Origin of the sequence: Streptomyces plumbidurans (genome assembly GCF_019857225.1) — a bacterium.
Taxonomy (GTDB): domain Bacteria; phylum Actinomycetota; class Actinomycetes; order Streptomycetales; family Streptomycetaceae; genus Streptomyces; species Streptomyces plumbidurans.
Genome location: NZ_JAFJSY010000004.1, coordinates 98,431 through 118,354, shown reverse-complemented (window position 1 = coordinate 118,354; position 19,924 = coordinate 98,431). Strand labels below are relative to the sequence as shown.

Genomic DNA, 19,924 nt, shown 5'->3' with positions numbered 1-19,924 from the left:
TCAGGCGTTGCGCGCACGCCGCTTCATATAGAGGTCGAAGGCCCGGTAGACCATCGGTCGCAGCGGCAGGTCCCACTCGCCGACGTAGCGCACCGCCTGCCCGCCGGTGCCGACCTTGAACTGGATCAGGCCGACGTGCGGGTCGTCCGCGTACAGGGTGGGGGTGATGCCGCGCAGGTCGTAGGTGTCGCAGCCGGCGGCCAGCGAGTCGCGGATCATCGCCCACTGGCAGGCGTTGGAGCCGCGTACCTCGCGCTTCTCGGTGGAGGAGGCGCCGTAGGAGTACCACGCGTGGGCGCCGACGCGGACCAGGAGGGTGGCGGCGACCAAGTCGCCCTGGTGGTGCGCCTGATAGAGCCTGATCCGTTCGGGGTCCTCGGCGCGCAGCGCCGCGAACATCGTCTCGAAGTAGCGCAGCGGGCGGGGCGTGAAGCGGTCGCGTTCGGCGGTGTGGACGTAGAGGTCGTGGAATGCTTTCAGGTCCTCGCCGACCGTGACCTCGACCCCCTCCTTGGCGGATCGCTTGATGTTGCGGCGCCAGAGTTGGTTCATGCCCTTGAGGAGATCGTCCTCGGTCCGGCCCGCGAGCGGGATCTCGTACTTGAACTGCGGGTGCCCCACGCCGAATCCGTCCTCGGGGCTCTGCGGCAGCCAGCCGGCGTCCTCCAACTGGCCGATCACCCTGGCGCCGACCGGGTCGGCCCACTGGCAGGACACGTCGGTGAGCCGTTTGGTGTCCGGGGCGACGATGCCCTCCTTGACCTGAGCGGCGCTCCAGGTGTGCGTGCGCACCGGCGGGCCGAGTCGGATCGCGAACGCGCCGTGTGTCTTGAGGTGGGCCGCCAGCGGGTCGAGCCATGCGTCGATGTCACCGGTCCAGTCGATGACCGGGCCCTCGGGCAGATAGGCCAGCGTGAAGCGGTCGAGCCGCGGTATCGGGCGGTGCAGGACGAGTCCGGCACCGACCAGTCGCCGCCCGTCGTGCCAGCCGAGGGACTCGCTGCGCCACTCGGTCTTCACCTGGCCCCAGGCAGGGGTCTGCAGAAAGCTGACCGACCGCTGTGCCCTGACGAACGCCAGATGCTCGGCGGCGCTGATCGGCCCGACGGTCAGCCTCGCGCCCCCGGTCCCGGACCCGCGATGGTGCGCGTTTCGGACCGCTGGTCGGGCTGGTTCGCTGTAGGACATGCCCCAAGTCAAGGCAGCACGGTGTTGCCGTCGTGTATGCGGTTTTCGATACGGCGTCGATAGGTTCCGGACCGGTGGTCGGCTCGCCGTGCTGCTCAGGCGCAGGGTGGCCCCTGCGGCGAACTCCCCTCGTCGGTACGGCCGTTCCCCTCACCGCCGCGCGGACGTTACTGTTCGGTAGACAACGCGCAGCGCTACCGGAGGTGCCCGCATGACGCTCGACCGTGCCGCAGGCCTGGCGGAGTCCGCGCGGGCGCTGGCCGACGGGGAGGTGAGCTCACGGGCGCTCGTCGAGCAGGCCCTCGCCCGCATCGAGGCGTCGCAGCCCTCCGTCAACGCCTTCCGGGTCGTGCGGGCCGAGGCCGCGCTCGCCGAGGCCGAGGCCGCCGACGCGGAACTGGCCGCCGGTGTACGCAAACCGCTGCTCGGCGTGCCGGTCGCCGTCAAGGACGACATGGACGTGGCGGGCGAGCCGACCGCGTTCGGCTGCGACGGACAGTTCCCGCCGGTCGCCCGGGACGGCGAGGCCGTACGGCGGTTGCGGGCGGCCGGTGCGGTGATCGTCGGCAAGACCAACACCTGTGAGTTCGGGCAGTGGCCGTTCACCGAGGGGCCCGCGTTCGGTGCGACCCGCAATCCGTGGAACCCGGAGCACACGCCGGGTGGTTCGTCCGGCGGGTCGGCGGCTGCCGTCGCGGCCGGGCTGGTGCCCGCGGCCCTCGGTTCGGACGGCGCCGGGTCCGTGCGCATCCCCGCCTCCTGGACCCACCTCATCGGCATCAAGCCGCAGCGCGGCCGCATCTCCACCTGGCCGCGCGGCGAGTCCTTCCAGGGCATCACCGTCAACGGCACCCTGGCCCGTACGGTCGCGGACGCCGCCCTGCTGCTGGACGCGGCGAGCGGCAACCACGCCAATGATCCGCACCGGCCGGCGCCCATCGACGCGTCCGAGGCGGCCCGCCGTGAGCCCGGTCGACTGCGCATCGCGCTCGCCCTCAAACCCCCGTTCACCGCCGTGCGCGCACGCCTCCAGCCGGAGGTGCGCGCGCGAGTGCTCGAACTCGCGCAGAAACTCAGTGAGTTGGGACACGTCGTGGAGGAGGCGAACCCGCCCTACGGGCAGATCGGCCTCACCTTCGTCCCCCGCGCCACCTTCGGCATCGCGGAGCGTGTGGCCGAGGCGCCCTTCCCCGCGCTCCTGGACCGACGCACCCGCGACGCCGCCCGGTTGGGGCGGCTGCTCGGCGGGGCCCCGCTCAAGGCGGCCCGGCGGGCGGAGGCGGTGCTGCACCGCCGTATCGGCTCCGTCTTCGAGTCCTACGACGTGATCCTCGCGCCGACCACGGCCGCTCCCCCGCCGCGCATCGGCGCCCTGCTGCCGCTGAGCGGCTTCGCCACCGACCGCGCGATGATCGCCGCCTGCCCCTATGCCTGGCCGTGGAACGTACTGGGCTGGCCCGGCGTCAACGTCCCGGCCGGCTTCGTGACCGGGGGCCTTCCCGTCGGCGCCCAACTCCTCGGACCGGCCGGCAGCGAACCGCTGCTGATCTCCCTGGCCGCGCAGTTGGAGGCGGAACTGCGCTGGCACGGGGCGTGGCCACCGCAGCGGGCGGTGACGGACTCCCCGGCGGCGTAGGCAGTCGCCGTACACACACGCGCACGGTTTAAGGTGCCCCCGTGACCGCGACTACCGATGAGAACGTCCCGGGCCGCTTCGGCCCCTCCGCCACCACCGAGGCCGACCCGCGCCAGGTCGGCAAGGTGCGCACCGAGTACTCCCCCGCACACGACGGCGATCCCGACCCCGGGGAGATCGTGTGGACCTGGGTGCCCTTCGAGGAGAACGACGGCCGTGGCAAGGACCGCCCGGTCCTCGTCGTCGCCCGCGAGCCCGGCGGCACCCTGCTCGCCGTCCAGCTCTCCAGCAAGCGGCACGACGGCGACCGGGAATGGGTGGCCATCGGCAGCGGCCCCTGGGACCGCACCGGCCGCGACTCCTGGGTCGACATCGACCGCGTCCTGCGTCTCCACGAGAACGGCATGCGCCGCGAGGCCTGCGCCCTGGACCGCGGACGCTTCGACCTGGTACGCCGAAGGCTGGCAGAACGCTACGGCTGGACCTGAGCGGAGGGCACGGGGCCGGAACTCGGCTTCGCGCGCAGCCGCTCGAACGCCGTCGGGGTCGGCCGCCGCGGCAGAAAGGCGCTGATCTGCCGGGCGCAGTCCCGCGCTCCGGTCGCGGTGGTGTCGCACTCCAGGTCGTAGCAGCCGTGCGCGTGAACGCGCTCGAACTGCATGGCCGCCAGGCCCGCCGGGCGGTCGCCCCGGGCCTGCTCACGGCGCTGCAGTTCCGCCGGCGAGCACCTCACCCCGACGAGAACCACGTTCCTGGCGTCGAAGAGTTCCAGGCAGTCCGGCAGTCGCCAGTCCTCGCTCAGGATGTGGTCGACGACGACGTTGTTACCGGCCGCTGCCATCCCGGCGACCGCCCGGTGGTAGCCCATCCAGGTGCGCCGAAGAACACCGGGCAGCTCCTCCGGGTCGAGCTCGCGGCGTGTGCGCATCGCGTGGAAGGCGTCGACGGGCATATGGAAGTACGGCTCGTCCAGGATCTGCAGCAGTTCCTTCGCGATGCTGGACTTGCCCGAACTCGACGTCCCGTTCAGGAAGATGATCAGTCCTGGCACTCGGGCTCCTTCGTTGCCGCCACCGCTCCACCTCGCCGGATGCGATCATTGTGCCGTCAGCCGATGCTCAGCAGTCCCACCCCCAGCGCGATCAGCGCCGCCACCTTCGCCGACTCCAGGCCGACGTAGTAGAAGTGCTCGTGCGAGCGGGGCAGGTCCTCGCCGGCCAGGATGCGGTCGGACCTGCGGTTCAGGCGCGGGCGTACGATGAGGAGTTGGGCGAGGAGCAGGAGCACCGCGGCCACGACCGGTGCCACGACCGCGGTCGACGCGTCACCTGCGAACACGGCGATGACGACGGCGACGGCGAGTACGGCCTCGACGAGGTTCAGCGCCCGGAAGACCAGTCGGCCGATGCCCAGGCCGAGGGGGATGGTGATGCCGGGGGCGCGGAACTTGAGCGGCGCCTCCAGGAAGGAGATCGCCAGCACCATGCCGAGCCAGACGAAGGTCATCGCGACCGCTGCCGCGGCCCACGTGGGGTACATCAAGGGTGCCTTTCTGCTGTCTGTCGTGCGCCGTCTACTGCCGTGCGGGCGCCAAGTGCGCCACGCACACCTCGGGTTCGGCGAACGGTTCGAGTTCCGTCACCGTCAGCGGGGCCCGCATCTCCGTCAACGCCCCCTGCATCAGGGCCAGATGGAGCGGACATACCAACTGGCCGTGCTCTTCGGCGAGTTCGAGGAAGGGGCAGTGCCGCAGCGCGATCCGCGACGGTACGGCACCGGGCTTGTCCGCACCCTCCGGTTCGGGTGCGAAGCCGAGGTCGTCCAGCAGCCCGACGAGCCGGGCGGCCGACTCACCGGCAGCGGGCTCCCGTTGAGAGGGCGGGGCTTCTGTCATGGAACGGCCCCAGGCCCGGCCCGCCTCCATGGCGACGGAACGCGCCTCGGAACCGGTGGCCGCGAGCCGGTCGAGCAGCATCCGTGCGAGCAGCCGGTAGTTGCGGATCCCGCCCCGGTCCATGCCCGGCCGCGGCACATAGACGGTGCGCGGGCGCCCCGGCCCGGAGGGTCGCCGCACCCGCGGCTCCACGGCCCCCTCCTCGACCAGCGCCTCCAGATGGAACCGCACCGTGTTGGGGTGCACCCCGAGACGCTCGGCCGTCTCCGCGACGCCGAGCGGACCGGAGGCCGCACGCAGCACATCGAGGATTTCACGGCGGCGCGAGCTGCTACCCGTACCGGCCATGGCGCTCCACCCACCTCTCCCACCGGCGGTTATTTTCTCCAAGTGTATCCTGTAATAATTCCGCGGAGGGAAGGGGGCCGATGAGCAGGCCGGCGCAGACGAACAGCGGCGAGGAGCCGGAGGCGGCCGTAGCGCGCATCCTGTGCGACACCGCCGCGCTGACCTCCGGCGAGCCCACTACGGCGGGCGTGCTGTGGAAGCTGACCGAGAGCGGGCGCCAACTCGACGCCAACGTCGTCCGGTTGGCTCCCGGCCACCATGTCGCCCCGCACGCGGAAGGCGACCTGGACGTCCTGCTGCTCGTCGTCTCGGGCCACGGCGTGCTCGGCGTACTCGGCACCGACCGCGAGGGCGAGGCGCAGCCCCTGACTCCGGGCGCCCTCGTCTGGCTCCCCCACGGCTCCACCCGCAGCATCACCGCGGGCGACGAGGGCCTGGCCTATCTGACGGTCCACCGCCGCCGCCCCGGCATGCAGATCGGCCGCGCCCGCACAGGCGCGAGCGAGCGCTGAAGCGCCCACCACAGCGGGCACCGCGCAAGGCGAGCGCGCAAGGCGACCGCGCAAAGTAATTGCGTGCGGCAGGAACGCATTCGCCCGCTCGCCCGTCTACCTGGTCGAGGCCCCCGCAGCATCCCCCGTCTGCGGGGGCCTCACCGCGCGGGCCACGCCTGGAGCCGGCGCTCCGGGAACGCCCGCAGGAACGCCCCGCGGACCGTGTTGCCCGTGGTGCGGTCCAGGATGCCGAAGACCACGTGCTCGAAGGTGTCGGCGAACCGTCCACCCGGCCCGAGCAGGGCCCGGAAGGCGCCCGCCACCTGCGCCGGGTCGTTCTGGAAGACCCCGCAGCCCCAGGCGCCGAGCACCAGCCGGGAGTACCCCTCGACGGCGGCCGTCTCCAGCACCCGCTCGGCGCGGACGGTGAGGGCACGCGGCAGCTCGCCGGCCCGATCCGGTGCCGTACGCCTGATCACGCCCGCGTTCGGAGCCGCGGCCGTGAGGAAGCCCGCCGTGCAGGGGGCGTCGAGCAGGCGGCCGCGGTCGTCGCGGAAGACCGGCACCGCGGGCGAGTGGATGACGCGGTCCGTGTAGAACGGATCGCGGTGGGCGCGGTGGTGGTCGTAGAACTGGCGGACCCCCACCAGACATGTGTAGAGCGCGGAGGCGCGGCACAGGGCCTCCTCCTGGGCCTGGGCGCCGTTGAGGTATCCGCCGCCGGGGTTGCGCGCCGAGGCGAAGTTCAGGACGGCGACCCGGCCGCCGAGCCGGCGCGCCGCCTCCAGGCTGCTCTCGCCGGTGACCTCGAAGAACGTGTCGACGGAGGACACGGACGGGGTGGGCTGAGCCGAGGAGGCGGGCGAGGCGGACGGGCCGGGCGGGAACGGCACCGGCTCCGGGCCGTACATCCGGGTCCCGGCCCGTGCCGCCTCGACCGCCTCGGCGATCGACACCTCGCGCCCGTCGGGCGCGACATACGCCCCCGCCGCCACGATCTGCTCCGTCTGCTGTGCGATGCCACGCAGGCGCGCGCTCATGGCGCCACCCCCGTACGCGCCATGCGCGCGCTCCGTGCGCGCTCCCCCGTCGTGCTCATGGAGGAATCCTGGGCGATGCTGGACATGCGGTGCAACAGAGTTTCCGCGTCCGCGAACGCCCGGGAAAGCCCCGGCGAACACGCGGAGCGAGGAGATTACCGACCCGGAACGCGCCGATACGCACTCTTGTGCGATCCGGCAGGAAGGTCTTGGGTGGGACGAGTGCTGCCGTCCGGGCACCTGACGGCCCGGGCCGGCGGCACGCTGAATCTCAGGAGGTTCCTGTCATGTCCGATACGCCGATCACGCCTGCGGCGCCCGACTGTACGGAGCCCCGCACCGCCCTCACCCCACCCGAGGTGGAGGCACTGGTCCGGGGCATCTGTTTCAAGACCGGCCCGCCCCGCAACGTCGGGGTGGAAGTGGAATGGCTCGTCCACGAGCTGCGCACGCCGCAGCTCCCCGTCACCACCGAACGACTCGAAGCGGCCTACGCCGCACTGCGGTCCGTGCCCCTGAGGTCGGCGCTCACTGTCGAGCCCGGCGGCCAGCTCGAACTGAGCTCGGCGCCCGCCACCTCCCTGATGGAGTGCATCGGAACCGTCTCCGCCGATCTCCGCGCCGTGCGCTCGGTCCTCGCCGAGCACGATCTCGGCCTGGTCGGCATGGGCCACGACCCGTGGCACGCACCCCGCCGTTTCCTGCGCGAACCGCGCTACGACGCCCTGGAGGCCTGCCTCGACCGGACCGGACCCGCCGGCCGCCGCATGATGTGCACCTCGGCGTCCGTCCAGGTCTGTCTGGACGCCGGGTACGAGGAACCCGGCCCCCTCGGCCACGGCCGCCGCTGGTGGCTGGCGCACCAGTTGGGCGCGGTCCTGGTGGCCGCCTTCGCCAACTCCCCGCTCGCCCGCCGCGAACCCACCGGCTGGCGCTCCACCCGGCAGCTGCTGTGGCTGGAGATAGGCGCCGGCCGCGCGGGCGCACCCCCGCTGAACGGGGACCCGCGCCGGGCCTGGGCCCGGCACGTCCTGGACTCACCGGTGATGTGCGTACGGCGGGAGGACGGGCCGTGGGACGTCCCGGAAGGGCTGACCTTCCGGGAGTGGACCGTCTCGGGCGCGCCCAGGCCGCCCACCCGGGAGGATCTCGACTACCACATCACGACCCTGTTCCCGCCGGTCAGACCGCGCGGGTTCCTCGAACTGCGCATGATCGACGCGCAGCCGGGAGAGGACGGGTGGATCATTCCGCTCGCCGTGGCGACGGCGCTCTTCGACGACGCGGAGGCGGCCGAGACCGCGTACCGCACCGTGAAGCCGCTCGCCGAGCGGGCTCTCTCGCTGCCCGCGCCGCACAATCCGCTGTGGATCGACGCGGCCCGGCACGGCCTGGCCGACCCGGAACTGCACGAAGCGGCGATCACCTGCTTCGCGGCGGCGGTCGAGGCCCTGCCCAGGATCGGCGCCACCACCGAGGTCACGGACGCCGTGGCGGCGTACCTGGACCGCTATGTCATCCAGGGCCGGACCCCGGCCGACGATCTGCTGGACCGGGTGCGTGGCACCGACCGGCGCCCGCACGGGAAGGACATCCGCACATGACCGACCCCGCCCTCGACGAGACCTCCACGGAGGAGACGTCCATCGACGCGGAGACGCTCCGCGAGCGGGCGCTGACCACGCTCGTCACGGCCCGTGACCGCACCACGCTCCTGACCAGCTGTGTCGAGGAACCCGACCTCACGGCGCAGCACTCGCCGCTGATGTCGCCGCTGGTGTGGGACCTCGCGCACATCGGCAACCAGGAAGAGCTGTGGCTGCTGCGGGCGGTGGCCGGCCGGGAGGCGATGCGGCCCGAGATCGACGGGCTCTACGACGCCTTCGAGCATCCGCGCTCCGAACGGCCCTCGCTGCCGCTGCTGCCGCCCGCCGAGGCGCGCGGCTATGCGGCCGAGGTGCGCGGCCGGGTGATGGACCTGCTGGAGAGCGCCGACTTCCACGGGACGCGGCTGACCGAGGCGGGTTTCGCCTTCGGGATGATCGCGCAGCACGAACAGCAGCACGACGAGACGATGCTGATCACCCATCAGCTCCGCAAGGGCCCGCAGGCCCTGACCGCCCCGGACCCGGAACCGGCACCCCTGCACACGGGACCGTCCGAAGTCCTGGTCCCCGGCGGCCCGTTCACCATGGGCACCTCCACCGAGCCCTGGGCGCTGGACAACGAACGCCCGGCGCACCGGCGCGAGGTGGCGCCGTACTACATCGACACGGCTCCCGTCACGAACGGCGCCTACCAGGCGTTCATCGAGGACGGCGGCTACGACAACGAGCGCTGGTGGACGTTGGAGGGCTGGGCGCACATCCGCCAGAACTCCATCCACGCACCGCTGTTCTGGCGCCGCGACGGCAAGCAGTGGCTGCGCCGCCGGTTCGGGGTCACCGAGGTGGTGCCGCCCGACGAGCCGGTGCTGCACGTGTGCTGGTACGAGGCCGACGCGTACGCCCGCTGGGCCGGGCGGCGGCTGCCCACCGAGGCCGAGTGGGAGAAGGCCGCCCGGCACGACCCGGCGACCGGCCGCTCGATGCGCTACCCGTGGGGCGACGCCGACCCGGCGCCCGAGCACGCGAACCTCGGCCAGCGGCACCTGCGCCCGGCCCCGGCCGGCAGCTACCCCGACGGTGAATCCCCGCTGGGTGTACGCCAGTTGATCGGCGACGTGTGGGAGTGGACGTCGAGCGACCTCACCCCCTACCCGGGCTTCGAGGCCTTCCCGTACAAGGAGTACTCGGAGGTGTTCTTCGGTCCGGACTACAAGGTGCTGCGCGGCGGTTCGTTCGCCGTGGACCAGGTGGCCTGCCGGGGGACGTTCCGCAACTGGGACTACCCGATCCGGCGGCAGATCTTCTCCGGGTTCCGCACGGCCCGTTCGGGGGACGTCTGATGTGCCGTCATCTGGCTTATCTGGGGCCCGAGGAGCCGCTCGGCCGGATCCTCGTGGAGCCCGCGCACGCCCTGTACCGGCAGTCGTGGGCCCCGCGGCACCAGCGCAACGGCACCGTCAACGCCGATGGTTTCGGGGTCGGTTGGTACGCCGAGGGCGACCCGGTGCCGGCCCGCTACCGCCGGGCCGGGCCCATCTGGGCGGACCTGTCCTTCGCCGACCTGGCCCGTGTCGTGCGCTCGGGGGCCGTACTGGCCGCCGTTCGCGATGCGACCCTGTCGGGTGCGGACGCGGAGGCCGCGGCCGCGCCGTACGCCGCGGGGCCCTGGCTGTTCAGCCACAACGGCGCCGTCAAGGGGTGGCCGGGTTCGCTCGCCCCGCTCGTGTCGGGTCTGCCCGCGGTCGACGTGCTCTCCATGGAGGCCCGTTGCGACTCGGCGCTCGTGTGGGCGCTGATCCTGGCGCGGCTGCGCGGTGGCGACGACGAGGGGCAGGCCCTGGCCGACACGGTCCTGGAGGTCGCCGAGGCGGCCCCCGGCTCCCGGCTCAACCTGCTGCTCACCAACGGCGAGACGATCACCGCGACCACCTGGGGCGACACCCTCTGGTATCTGTCCCGGCCCGGCCGCAGCACCGTCGTGGCCTCCGAGCCCTACGACGACGACCCGCACTGGCAGGAGGTCCCCGACCGCACGCTCCTGGCGGCGAGCCGCACCGATGTGCTGCTCACCCCGCTCAAGGAGCCTGTTCAAACGCCGAGCGACGCCTTGGCACCCGCACAGCCGAAGGAGCCCCGTACGTGAGCCCGTTCCTTCTCACCCGCACCCTCCCCGAGGACGCCACGGACGCCGCGCTGCGCACCGACGTCCTGCGCGGCCTGACCGGCACACCCAAGACGCTGCCGCCCAAATGGTTCTACGACGCCCACGGCAGTGAGCTGTTCGAGCAGATCACCGAGTTGCCCGAGTACTACCCCACGCGCGCGGAGCGGGAGATCCTCATCGCCCGCGCCGCCGAGATCGCCGAGGCGACCGGTGCCCGCACCCTGATCGAGCTCGGTTCGGGCTCCTCCGAGAAGACCAGGTATCTGCTGGACGCGCTCACGGACCTGGACACCTATGTCCCGGTCGACGTCAGCGAGAGCGCGCTCACGCAGGCCGGGCAGGCCCTCGTCGCCGAGCGGCCGGGTCTGCGGGTCCACGCGCTGATCGCCGACTTCACCGCGAGCGTGACGCTGCCGGACACACCGGGCCCGCGGCTGATCGCCTTCCTCGGCGGCACCATCGGCAACCTGCTGCCCGCCGAACGGGCCGCGTTCTACGGTGCGATCCGTTCCCTGCTCTCCCCCGGCGACGCGCTGCTGCTCGGCACGGACCTGGTCAAGGACGAGCAGGTCCTGGTCCGCGCCTACGACGACGCGGCCAAAGTGACGGCGGCGTTCAACAAGAACGTCCTGACCGTGGTCAACCGCGAACTGGACGCCGACTTCGACCCCGACGCCTTCGACCACGTCGCCCTGTGGGACTCCCGCAACGAGTGGATCGAGATGCGTCTGCGCTCCCGCACCACCCAGACCGTCAAGATCCCCGCCCTCGATCTCGCCGTCGACTTCGCCGAGGGCGAGGACCTGCGCACCGAGATCTCGGCGAAGTTCCGGCAGGACGGGGTACGCACCGAACTGGCGGCCGCAGGGCTGGAGTTGACCCACTGGTGGACTGACCGGGAAGGACGGTTCGCACTGTCGTCGAGCGTGGCCCGGTGACGGGGGCCGACCGGCCCGAGTGACCACAGCACAGGGACGGGGCGGGGGCGGGTGCCGGCATCGGCACCCGCCCCCGCCGCGGTCAGCCCAGTCTGTTCAGGATGTCGGTGATGCGCCGGGAGGCGCGGCGGGCCTCGGTCGCGGGGTCGGCCCCCGTGAGCACCTTGGTCATGTACTCCTTGATCGGGTTGTCCGCCTCGACCGCGCCCCACTGGGGCGTGCTGGGCGTGGCCCGGCCCTGCGCGGCCCCTGCAGCCATGGCCGCGACCCCCTCCTCGCCGGCGACGTCCTTGGCGAGGGTCTTCTTGTTGGGGACGTAGTTCATGGTGCGGGCCAGGTCGGTGTCCCATCGGGCGCCGGTGAGCGCGCCCACGACGGCGACCGCGCCGTCCCGATCGCGGGTGTTGTTCGGTATGACGAGGTCGGATCCGCCGGTGAACACGGCGCCCGGGCGGGCGGCGGTCGGGCCGGGCACCGGGAAGAAGCCCAACTTGCCCTTCAGGGACGGGTTCTGCCGTACGACGGTGCGGGCGAGTCCGGGGACCGCCACCATCTGCGCCACCTTGCCCTTGGCGAACACGCCTGCCTGCGGCGGGTGTTCCTCGTCGGCGCCGGCCGGTCCGTCGCCGAGGGACTGCAGATGCCGGTAGAAGTCCATGCCGCGCAGGGCGGCCGGGGTGTCCAGTGTGCCGCGCCAGCCCTCGCCGTCGCCGTCGTCGGCCAGCTCGCCGCCCTCGTCCCAGATGAAGCCGGCCAGGGTGTACCAGTCCTGCCCGGCCAGGTAAATTCCCTGGTTTCCGCCGGAGTTGAGCTTCTCGGAGGCGTCGAGCCACTGCTCACGGGTGCGCGGCACGGCCTTGACGCCGGCCTGCGCGAAGAGGTCCTTGCGGTAGACGACCACCCGGTTGGCCGCGTACCAGGGGATCCCGTACTGGTGGGAGAGCAGCTGCCCCGGCTCCCTGAGTCCGGGCAGCCAGCCCTCGCCGCCCCAGCGCAGTGACGACTCCAGGGTCAGGTCGAGCAACCGGTCGCCCTCCACGTACTGCGGCACCTGGGTGTTGCCGACCTCGATGACATCGGGACCCTGGCCGGAGTCGGCGTTCAGAACCGCCTGCACCTTTTGGCCGATGCCGGTCCACTGCTGGATGCGGATGTCCAGCCGGAGATCGGGGTGGTCGCGCTCGAAGGCCTTGGTGAACCGGCGCAGAAAGCCCTGCGAGGCGCTGTCCTTCATCAGCCATGCCGTGACGGTGCGTCTGCTCTTTCCGCCGGGTTGGAGCCCGCAGGCGCCGACGAGTCCGAGGGGGGACAGGGCGAGAAGGCGACGACGTTGCACGAGGGGTCCTGTTCTGTCTGACGGACAGGGGCGAGGGCCCGACGTGGGGGGACGAGCTCGGGGCTCGTACGGGTCGTCCGGGAGTTTGGTATGGACCAATCCGCCAGTCAAGGGGTGTGCATTTCGCGGTGTGAACGGGGCTACCTGGCAGGGGCATTGGGGCCTAGTTTGAGCACTGGCCCATGCCCGCCTCGGCTGAAAGACGGACGCGACACATGACCGACCCTGAGACCACCCCCGGACCGGCGGCGCACTCGAAGATCGACACGTCGGTCCCGCACTCGGCCCGGATCTGGAACTACTGGCTGGGCGGGAAGGACAACTACCCGGTCGACGAGGAGGCGGGCGACGCGTACACCGCCGTCTTCCCCGGCATCGTCACCATCGCCCGCAGCAGCCGCGCCTTCCTGCGCCGCACCATCACCTACCTGGTCTCCGAGGCCGGGATCCGGCAGTTCCTCGACATCGGCACCGGCCTGCCCAGCGCCGAGAACACCCACCAGGTCGCCCAGCGCATCGCCCCCGAGTCACGGATCGTCTACGTCGACAACGACCCGATGGTGCTCGCCCACGCCCGCGCCCTGCTCTACTCCTCACCCGAGGGCGCGACCGCCTACATCGACGCCGATGTGACGGATCCCGAGCGCATCCTGGCCGCCGCCGCCGAGACGCTGGACCTCAGCCGGCCCACGGGCCTGATCCTCAGCAACATCCTGGGGCACGTGGGCGACCACAAGGAGGCTCGTGCCATCGTGACCCGCCTGATGGAGGCGCTGCCGTCGGGCAGTCACCTGTCCATCAACGACGGTTCGCGGGGCATCGACCCGGTCTTCGAGCAGGCCCAGGACGGCTACAACGACAGCGGGGCCGTGCCGTACAACCTGCGTACGGTCGACGAGATCACGGCGTACTTCGAGGGCCTGGAGCTGATCGACCCCGGTGTCGTTTCGGTTCCCCTGTGGCGTCCGGAGCCCGGCTCTGCGCCCGGCGAGGTGATAGCCGAGCACGGCGGTCTCGCCCGCAAGCCGTGAGGTGATCCGGGGCGGACGGCCGCCGGAGCCGTCCGATGTGTCGCGCTCCGCCGCGCCGTGGGGCACGGTGGAGTGACGCGTGACACAGGTGTCACGGCCGAGAGGAGCAGCGGCATGTCGAACCACACGTACCGGGTCACGGAGATCGTCGGCACCTCGACCGACAGCGTCGACCAGGCCATCCGCAACGGCGTCACCCGCGCCTCGCAGACCCTGCGCAATCTGGACTGGTTCGAGGTGACGCAGGTCAGGGGGCACATCGAGGAGGGGCAGATCGCGCACTGGCAGGTCGGGCTGAAGGTGGGCTTCCGGCTGGACGAGTCGGACTGACGCACCGGCGTCAGGTCCGCCCCTCCGCCTCCTGCGCCGTCCTCAGGGCGGCGGACGGAGCGGTCCAGCGGGCACGTACGACGTTGAAGCCGGCCCGTTCAGCGTCCTCGCACACCAGTTCGTCGTCGTCCACGAACACACGGATGTCCCGGGTCCGGGCGAGGCGGCGCAGGATCTCCAGCTTGGTGCGGCGGGCGGGCCTGCGGTCGTCGTTGCGCCGCATGTGCAGCCGCCCGTCGGGCAGTCCCTGCGCGGCGAGCCAGGCGACCGTGTCCCGCCGGCAGCGCTCGGGCCGTCCGGTGAGATAGACGACCTCGCAGTCCTTCGCGCTCTCCAGCACCAGCGCGACGCCCTCAGGGATCGGCGCGTCGGCGGGGGCGGCCGCGAAGAACGCGTTCCAGTCCCGCGGGCTGCGCTCCAGGAACCGCTGCCGGTGGGCCGTGTCGGCGAGCGTGTTGTCGAGGTCGAACACGGCGATCGGCCGTGCGCTGCTGTCGGTCACGCGCTCACCCTAGACCGGGGCCCGCCGGGTCCTGGAGGAACGCGAGGAGGACGGCGGTGAGTTCGGCGGGAGCGTCCTCCTGGACCAGGTGACCCGCGCCGGGGACGGGTTCGAGGCGGGCGGTCGGGATGCGGGCGACCAGTTCGTGGCCCTTCACCGGCGGGATCCAGGTGTCCTCCTGGCCCCAGCAGACCAGGGTCGGGATGCGGATCTCGCCGTAGCGGTGCTGGATCTGATTGGTGTGGCGCTGGTCGGCCTGGGCGATCTGCCGGTAGAAGGCGGGCCGGCCGAGGTCGCCGAGCCAGGGCTCGACGAGCCGGTCCAGTACGGCGGGGTGCAGGCCCCGGCTGCTCGCCGAGGAGATGTACTCGCGCACCAGGGCGGCGTGCAGAGCGGGCGGCAACTGCTCGAAGACATGGGCGTGTTCACCGACGAGCCGGAAGAACGGCGAGCCCCAGGGGGCGAGCGCGACCGGGTCGACCAGGGCGAGGGCACGGTAGTGGGCCTCATGCAGCAGGTGGGCGCGCAGGGACACCGCGCCGCCGAAGTCGTGCGCCACGACCAGCGGTTCGGCGAGCCCCCAGTGCGCCAGGAGTTCGGCGAGGACCCGGCCCTGGGCCACCAGGGAGACATCCTGCCCCTCGGACATCTCGGAGGCGCCGTAGCCGGGCATGTCCCACACGAACACCTGGTACCGGCCGGCGAGAGCACGGGCGACGGCGCGCCACACGTACGACGAGAACGGCGTGCCGTGGCAGAGGACGACCGGGTCCCGGCCGGGGTCCCCGAGGGTGTCCCACCGGACCCTTCCGGAGCTGCTGCGGAAGGTCTGGGTCAGCGGCCAGTCGCTCACGGATGCGCTCCAGACGTCGGTCGACCGTGACGTGCACACGCTAGCAAGCGCGGGTCGTCTCCGAGGGGAGGCGGCTACCGGCTCACCGGGCCCGGCAGGAATCATGCGGGCCCACGAGTGTTGAACCCTGTATGAGCTCCGCGATCGCCTCGACCCGCTTCTCCGTCCTCGACCGCTCCCGCACCCGCGAGGGCCGCACCGATGCCGAGGCGCTGCGGGACACCGTGGCGCTGGCGCGGGAGCTGGAGACGCTGGGTTATCACCGCGTGTGGGTCTCGGAGCACCACGGGGTGCCCGGGGTCGCCGGGTCCGCGCCGACCGTGCTGGCCGCCGCCGTCGCGGGGGCGACGCGCACGATCCGGGTCGGTACCGGCGGCGTGATGCTGCCCAACCACCAACCCCTGGTCGTGGCCGAGCAGTTCGGGGTGCTGGAGTCGCTGTTCCCGGGGCGGATCGACATGGGTCTGGGACGATCCGTCGGGTTCACCGGCGGGGTGCGCAAGGCGCTGGGCCGGGACAAGGGCGACGCCGAGGACTTCGAGGCGCAGCTCGGCGAGCTGCTCGGCTGGTTCCGTGGCACCTCGCCCACGGGGGTGCACGCCCGCCCCGCCGAGGGCCTGAGCGTGCCGTCGTTCGTGCTGGCCATGGGCGAGGGCGCCGCGGTCGCCGCCCGCGCGGGCCTGCCCATGGTCATCGGGGACCTGCGCAACCGCGAGAAGATGCAGCGCGGCATCGACCACTACCGCGCCCACTTCCGGCCCTCCGCCTGGGCGAGCGAGCCGTACGTCGTCGTCTCCGGCACCGTCGCCGTGGCCGCCACGCCCGAGGAGGCCCGGCGGCTGCTCGTCCCGGAGGCCTGGTCGATGGCGTACTCCCGCACGCACGGCACCTTCCCGCCGCTGCCGCCCGCCGAGCGGGTCGAGGCGCTGACCATGACCGCGAAGGAGCGCGGCTTCTACGAATCCGGGCTCGCCGGCCACATCGCGGGCACCGAGGAGCAGGTCGCGGACGAGCTGGAGACGGTGCTGAAGGAGACGGGCGCGCAGGAGGTGCTGGTCACCACCAGCACCTACGACCGGTCGGCGCTGCTGGACTCGTACCGGCGCCTGGCCCGGCTGTGGTGATCACCCGGCACACCCGCGGCTACGGCTACGAGATGGCCCGGAGCCTGCCGTGGGGCCGGTCGCCAAGTCGAGCGATCGCCTGAGCGGTCTGCTCGTCCGCGGGCAGGAGGACGAGCAACTGCTGTGCGTCTTCGGGGAGTTCGAGGGTTTCGGGGAGCAGCCGGAGTTCGCCCGCCGACGGGTGGTCGATGCGGAGTTCGCTTCGTCGCGGGACCACATGGCGGTGGAGCCGGTGTGTGAACTCGGGCCCGGCGACGGGCGCGAGCTCCGTGGTGAACCACTCGGAGTTCTCGGCGGTGGGCGCCAGCCAGAGGTCGAAGACCTGCTGGTCCGCGATCTCCTCCCAGTTGGCGAAGAACGTTCTGGCGCGGGGGTCGGTGAACAGATGGCGGGTGAGGTTCGGGCGCTCGGCGTCGAGCAGACCGGAGGCCCGCATGACGGCCTCGTAGCCGCTGGTGCGGGCGAGGATGTCGCCCAGCCGGTTGGTGACCACGGCGATGCCCGGTTCGAGGAGGCGCAGGGTCCGAAGGACCGTGGGGCGAACGTCAAGGCGCGGGGGCGCGGGTTGGGCGTGGGCGACGCATTCGCCACCGGTGATCTTCGCGAGGTAGCGCAGGTGGCTGCGTTCGGCGGGATCGAGGCTGAGGGCGTCGGCGAGCGCGTTCACCACGGCCACGGACGGATTGCGGTCGCGGCCCTGTTCCAGGCGGGTCAGGTACTCGACGCTGATGCCGGCCCGCGTGGCGAGATCCTGGCGGCGCAGGCCCGGTGAGCGGCGGCGGCCGTGGCTCGGCAGTCCCAGCGACTCGGGCTGGATGCTGTCGCGCTTGGCCCGGACGAAGTCCCCCAGCGGCGTACCCATACTCGGAGCATAAGCCGCCCTCCGGGGGAGGTGGACGGCTCAGCGTGGCCCTGTCGGGGCCAGCCTCAGCACGGTCTGGTCGGCGCTCGTGCGCGGCCGGATCGTGGTGGCCATGGACAAGAACACGCACAAGCTGGCGATCATCGTGGGAAGCGTCCGGGACGGCCGGTTCGGTCCGGTTGTGGGTTCGTGGGTGGCCGAACAGGCCGCCGCGCACGGCGGGTTCGAGGTCGAGGTCGTCGATCTCGCCGCGTTCGACATCCCGTTGGCGCTGCCCGCCGCGTCGCCGAAGTACGCCGGCGACGACTACCGCCGACCGGCCGGGATGGCCGCGCTGACGTCGGCCCTGGAGGGCGCCGACGCGTTCGTCGTGGTCACGCCCGAGTACAACCACAGCTACCCGGCGTCCCTGAAGGCGGCCATCGACTGGCACTTCACCCAGTGGACGGCCAAGCCCGTCGCCTTCGTCAGCTACGGCGGTGCGGCGGGCGGCCGGCACGCGGTGCTGCATCTGGAGAACGTGCTCACCGAGCTGCACGCGGTGACGATCCGCGACGGCCTCGCCTTCCCGAACTACTTCACCGCCTGGCAGGACGGCCACCCCCTGGACACCGCGGCGGCCGGTTACGCCAAGACGCTGCTCGACCAGCTGGCCTGGTGGGCGGGCGCGCTGCGGTCGGCCCGCGAGGCCGCGCCGTATCCGGCGTGAGCCCCCACCCCATGCCCCACCCTTGATCGGCGGTCACCCTTGATCGGCAGGCACCCTTGATCGGCGGTCACGGGAAACCGTTTACCCTGCTGCTGCGGGGCAGCCCGCCGGGGAGGCATGGGGACAAGGGGGGAACAAGCGCTGATGAACAATGCGACCGAGGTGTTCCAGCCGCTGCAGGGGGACGATCCGCGCACGGTGGCCGGGTACCGGCTCGCCGCGCGGCTCGGGGCGGGTGGCATGGGGCGGGTCTATCTGTCGCACACCCGGGGCGGCCGACCGGTGGCGATCAAGGTGGTGCGTCCCGAGCTGGCCGACGACCCCGCGTTCCGGCGGCGGTTCGGCCGCGAGATCAAGGCGGCGCGGCGGGTCAGGGGCGCGTACACCGCCGAACTGATCGACGCCGACGCGGACGGCGCCCCGCCCTGGCTGGCCACCCTCTACGTGCCCGGGCCGTCCCTCGCCGAGGCGGTCGCCCGGCGCGGGCCCCTGCCGGTGCCGGCGGTGCTCTGGCTGATGGCCGGGGTCGCGGAGGCACTGCAGGCCATCCACGGCGCGGGCATCGTGCACCGCGACCTGAAGCCGTCGAACGTGCTGCTCGCCGCCGACGGACCGCGGGTGATCGACTTCGGTATCTCGCTGGCGGCGGACGCCACCTGGCACACGGCCACCGGCTCCGCCGTCGGCACGCCCCAGTTCATGGCTCCCGAGCAGGCGACGGCCGGTGAGGTCACCCCGGCGACCGACATGTTCGCGCTCGGCCAGACGGCCGCCTTCGCGGCCCTGGGCGAGCCGCTGTACGGGGACGGCCCCTCGGCCACCGTGCTCTACCGCATCGTGCACTCGGAGCCCGAACTCACCCTTCTGCCCGAGCAGTTGCGTCCGCTGATCGCCCGCTGCCTGGCCGCCGACCCGGGCGAGCGGGCGACCCCTGCGGAGGTCCTGGAGTGGTGCAGGCAGCGGCTGGGACGCGACGCCGACGCGGGCGGCGGGCCGGCCGTGTGGCGGGAGGTGGCGGGGACGGAGGTGGCGGTCCCGGCGCCGGTCCCCGACCCCACGCGTACGCACACCGTCCCGGCGGACCGCACGGGCCCCGACCGCACCAGGCCCCTGCTCGCGCAGCCGCACCTGCAGACGCGGCCGACGGCACCGGACGAGCGCACCGCCCGCCGAAGACGCACCGCGCTGACCGTCACCGCCGTCGTGGTGGGCCTGGCGCTGCTGACGGGTCTGACGCTGTGGCTCAGGAACCTGCCGTACGCGAAGGACCACCGGGGCACGGCCGCCTCCTCCTCGACACCGCGCGCGGACAGGTCGGGGGCCGCCCGGTCGTCGGCGTCCGCGTCGCCCGCCGGGGACGACGGGCACGGCAGCGGTGACAGTGGCGGTGGTGGTGGCGGGGCCGGCGAGGAGGCCGGCTCCTCCCCTACGGCGGCCAGGACGCCGCAGGCCGAGCCCCACCCCCAGCAGTGGATCGACGAGAAGACCTCGCTGAGCTTCAAGAAGCCGTTCTCGCGCAAGGACCGCAAGGGCGACATCCGCTTCGACTGCAAGCAGGTCGGCTGTGCGCTGGAGAGCGACACCAGCGTGCTGGTCCTGGTGTACGACAAGCCCGGGACCTCGCTGGACGACTGCCGTCTCCTCACCTCCCATGCGCACAGCCACCACCTCCCGCTGGCCGCCGCGGCGAACGGCAGCGAGATCTGCGTCAAGAACTCCTCCGGCGACATCGCCCTGCTGGTGATCCAGACGAAGTCGACGGCGCTGTGGGACAAGCCCGGGATCAGCTTCATGACGGCGGACATGACGATCTGGCGCAAGGCCCAGGGACAAGCCGGGGGATAGAATCGCGGCGTTTGTCCCGCTGC

The 19,924-nt window shown here is 72.3% G+C and carries 21 protein-coding genes; 12 read left to right on the top strand and 9 right to left on the bottom strand.

All coding sequences use genetic code 11. From position 1 onward, the window contains the following. A complete protein-coding gene (locus JYK17_RS03505) occupies nucleotides 1–1,188 on the bottom strand; it encodes a lipid II:glycine glycyltransferase FemX (RefSeq protein WP_234548280.1) in 1,188 nt (395 codons plus the stop codon). Nucleotides 1,189–1,399: 211 nt separating this feature from the next. On the opposite strand from JYK17_RS03505, the gene JYK17_RS03500 reads away from it, so the two are divergent. Continuing rightward, nucleotides 1,400–2,824 (top strand): amidase, encoded by a 1,425-nt coding sequence (locus JYK17_RS03500; protein ID WP_108012317.1) that lies wholly within the window; start codon nucleotides 1,400–1,402, stop codon nucleotides 2,822–2,824. 41 nt (nucleotides 2,825–2,865) lie between these two features. Then, entirely contained in the window at nucleotides 2,866–3,312 is a 447-nt protein-coding gene (locus tag JYK17_RS03495) for a type II toxin-antitoxin system PemK/MazF family toxin (protein WP_108012316.1), read from the top strand. Here JYK17_RS03495 and JYK17_RS03490 read toward each other — a convergent pair. From JYK17_RS03490 to JYK17_RS03480, 3 genes are read right to left on the bottom strand one after another with little or no spacing between them, the layout of a single operon-like run. Continuing rightward, nucleotides 3,297–3,875: a chloramphenicol phosphotransferase CPT family protein gene (locus JYK17_RS03490; protein ID WP_108012315.1), complete on the bottom strand. Its 579-nt coding sequence runs from the start codon at nucleotides 3,873–3,875 to the stop codon at nucleotides 3,297–3,299. The two genes, JYK17_RS03495 and JYK17_RS03490, sit on opposite strands and share 16 nt — an antisense overlap. A 56-nt stretch (nucleotides 3,876–3,931) precedes the next feature. Continuing rightward, the gene (locus tag JYK17_RS03485) at nucleotides 3,932–4,363 is read right to left on the bottom strand and encodes a hypothetical protein (protein WP_108012314.1); all 432 of its coding nucleotides are present in this window, start codon (nucleotides 4,361–4,363) and stop codon (nucleotides 3,932–3,934) included. Nucleotides 4,364–4,397: 34 nt separating this feature from the next. Next, nucleotides 4,398–5,066 (bottom strand): helix-turn-helix transcriptional regulator, encoded by a 669-nt coding sequence (locus JYK17_RS03480; RefSeq protein ID WP_108012313.1) that lies wholly within the window; start codon nucleotides 5,064–5,066, stop codon nucleotides 4,398–4,400. Nucleotides 5,067–5,146: 80 nt separating this feature from the next. Here JYK17_RS03480 and JYK17_RS03475 point away from each other — a divergent pair, with 80 nt between their 5' ends. Beyond that, the gene (locus tag JYK17_RS03475; protein WP_108012312.1) at nucleotides 5,147–5,578 is read left to right on the top strand and encodes a cupin domain-containing protein; all 432 of its coding nucleotides are present in this window, start codon (nucleotides 5,147–5,149) and stop codon (nucleotides 5,576–5,578) included. Between the two features lie 140 nt (nucleotides 5,579–5,718). On the opposite strand, the gene JYK17_RS03470 is transcribed toward JYK17_RS03475, so the two are convergent. Beyond that, nucleotides 5,719–6,600, bottom strand: a complete 882-nt coding sequence (locus JYK17_RS03470; RefSeq protein ID WP_164932117.1) for a TIGR02452 family protein — start codon at nucleotides 6,598–6,600, stop codon at nucleotides 5,719–5,721. Nucleotides 6,601–6,887: 287 nt separating this feature from the next. On the opposite strand from JYK17_RS03470, the gene egtA reads away from it, so the two are divergent. Genes egtA through egtD form a run of 4 tightly spaced genes read left to right on the top strand, consistent with a single transcriptional unit; the run spans nucleotide 6,888 to nucleotide 11,309 of the window. After that, nucleotides 6,888–8,204, top strand: a complete 1,317-nt coding sequence (egtA, locus tag JYK17_RS03465; protein WP_222809736.1) for an ergothioneine biosynthesis glutamate--cysteine ligase EgtA — start codon at nucleotides 6,888–6,890, stop codon at nucleotides 8,202–8,204. Further along, nucleotides 8,201–9,547 carry an ergothioneine biosynthesis protein EgtB gene (egtB, locus tag JYK17_RS03460; protein ID WP_108012309.1) on the top strand — a complete coding sequence of 449 codons (1,347 nt, stop codon included), beginning with the start codon at nucleotides 8,201–8,203 and terminating at the stop codon, nucleotides 9,545–9,547. The genes egtA and egtB overlap by 4 nt, the downstream gene beginning before the upstream one ends. Next, nucleotides 9,547–10,350 carry an ergothioneine biosynthesis protein EgtC gene (gene egtC, locus JYK17_RS03455; protein WP_108012308.1) on the top strand — a complete coding sequence of 268 codons (804 nt, stop codon included), beginning with the start codon at nucleotides 9,547–9,549 and terminating at the stop codon, nucleotides 10,348–10,350. The genes egtB and egtC overlap by 1 nt, the downstream gene beginning before the upstream one ends. Then, nucleotides 10,347–11,309, top strand: coding sequence for an L-histidine N(alpha)-methyltransferase (gene egtD, locus JYK17_RS03450; protein WP_108012307.1), 963 nt, complete (start codon nucleotides 10,347–10,349; stop codon nucleotides 11,307–11,309). Before egtC ends, egtD begins: the two co-directional genes overlap by 4 nt. Before the next feature lie 82 nt (nucleotides 11,310–11,391). On the opposite strand, the gene JYK17_RS03445 is transcribed toward egtD, so the two are convergent. Beyond that, a complete protein-coding gene (locus tag JYK17_RS03445; protein ID WP_222809735.1) occupies nucleotides 11,392–12,645 on the bottom strand; it encodes an extracellular solute-binding protein in 1,254 nt (417 codons plus the stop codon). A 215-nt stretch (nucleotides 12,646–12,860) separates the two neighbouring features. On the opposite strand from JYK17_RS03445, the gene JYK17_RS03440 reads away from it, so the two are divergent. Both JYK17_RS03440 and JYK17_RS03435 read left to right on the top strand, forming a co-directional pair. Continuing rightward, nucleotides 12,861–13,676, top strand: coding sequence for an SAM-dependent methyltransferase (locus JYK17_RS03440; protein WP_128801207.1), 816 nt, complete (start codon nucleotides 12,861–12,863; stop codon nucleotides 13,674–13,676). A gap of 114 nt (nucleotides 13,677–13,790) precedes the next feature. Beyond that, nucleotides 13,791–14,006, top strand: a complete 216-nt coding sequence (locus JYK17_RS03435; RefSeq protein ID WP_108012304.1) for a dodecin — start codon at nucleotides 13,791–13,793, stop codon at nucleotides 14,004–14,006. A 10-nt stretch (nucleotides 14,007–14,016) separates the two neighbouring features. Here JYK17_RS03435 and JYK17_RS03430 read toward each other — a convergent pair whose 3' ends face one another. Beyond that, on the bottom strand, nucleotides 14,017–14,508 hold the full coding sequence (locus tag JYK17_RS03430; protein WP_128801208.1) for a phosphatase domain-containing protein: 492 nt from the start codon (nucleotides 14,506–14,508) through the stop codon (nucleotides 14,017–14,019). A gap of 4 nt (nucleotides 14,509–14,512) precedes the next feature. Further along, complete coding sequence (locus tag JYK17_RS03425; RefSeq protein WP_222809734.1) at nucleotides 14,513–15,361, bottom strand: alpha/beta fold hydrolase; 849 nt, start codon at nucleotides 15,359–15,361, stop codon at nucleotides 14,513–14,515. Nucleotides 15,362–15,492: 131 nt separating this feature from the next. Between JYK17_RS03425 and JYK17_RS03420 the strand changes: the two genes are divergently transcribed. Continuing rightward, on the top strand, nucleotides 15,493–16,485 hold the full coding sequence (locus JYK17_RS03420) for an LLM class flavin-dependent oxidoreductase (protein ID WP_222809733.1): 993 nt from the start codon (nucleotides 15,493–15,495) through the stop codon (nucleotides 16,483–16,485). Nucleotides 16,486–16,510: 25 nt separating this feature from the next. On the opposite strand, the gene JYK17_RS03415 is transcribed toward JYK17_RS03420, so the two are convergent. Beyond that, nucleotides 16,511–17,347 carry a helix-turn-helix domain-containing protein gene (locus JYK17_RS03415; protein WP_222809732.1) on the bottom strand — a complete coding sequence of 279 codons (837 nt, stop codon included), beginning with the start codon at nucleotides 17,345–17,347 and terminating at the stop codon, nucleotides 16,511–16,513. 112 nt (nucleotides 17,348–17,459) lie between these two features. On the opposite strand from JYK17_RS03415, the gene JYK17_RS03410 reads away from it, so the two are divergent. Next, a complete protein-coding gene (locus tag JYK17_RS03410) occupies nucleotides 17,460–18,056 on the top strand; it encodes an NADPH-dependent FMN reductase (protein WP_222809731.1) in 597 nt (198 codons plus the stop codon). Nucleotides 18,057–18,200: 144 nt separating this feature from the next. Continuing rightward, nucleotides 18,201–19,901, top strand: coding sequence for a serine/threonine-protein kinase (locus tag JYK17_RS03405; protein WP_222809730.1), 1,701 nt, complete (start codon nucleotides 18,201–18,203; stop codon nucleotides 19,899–19,901). Nucleotides 19,902–19,924 lie beyond the last annotated feature (23 nt).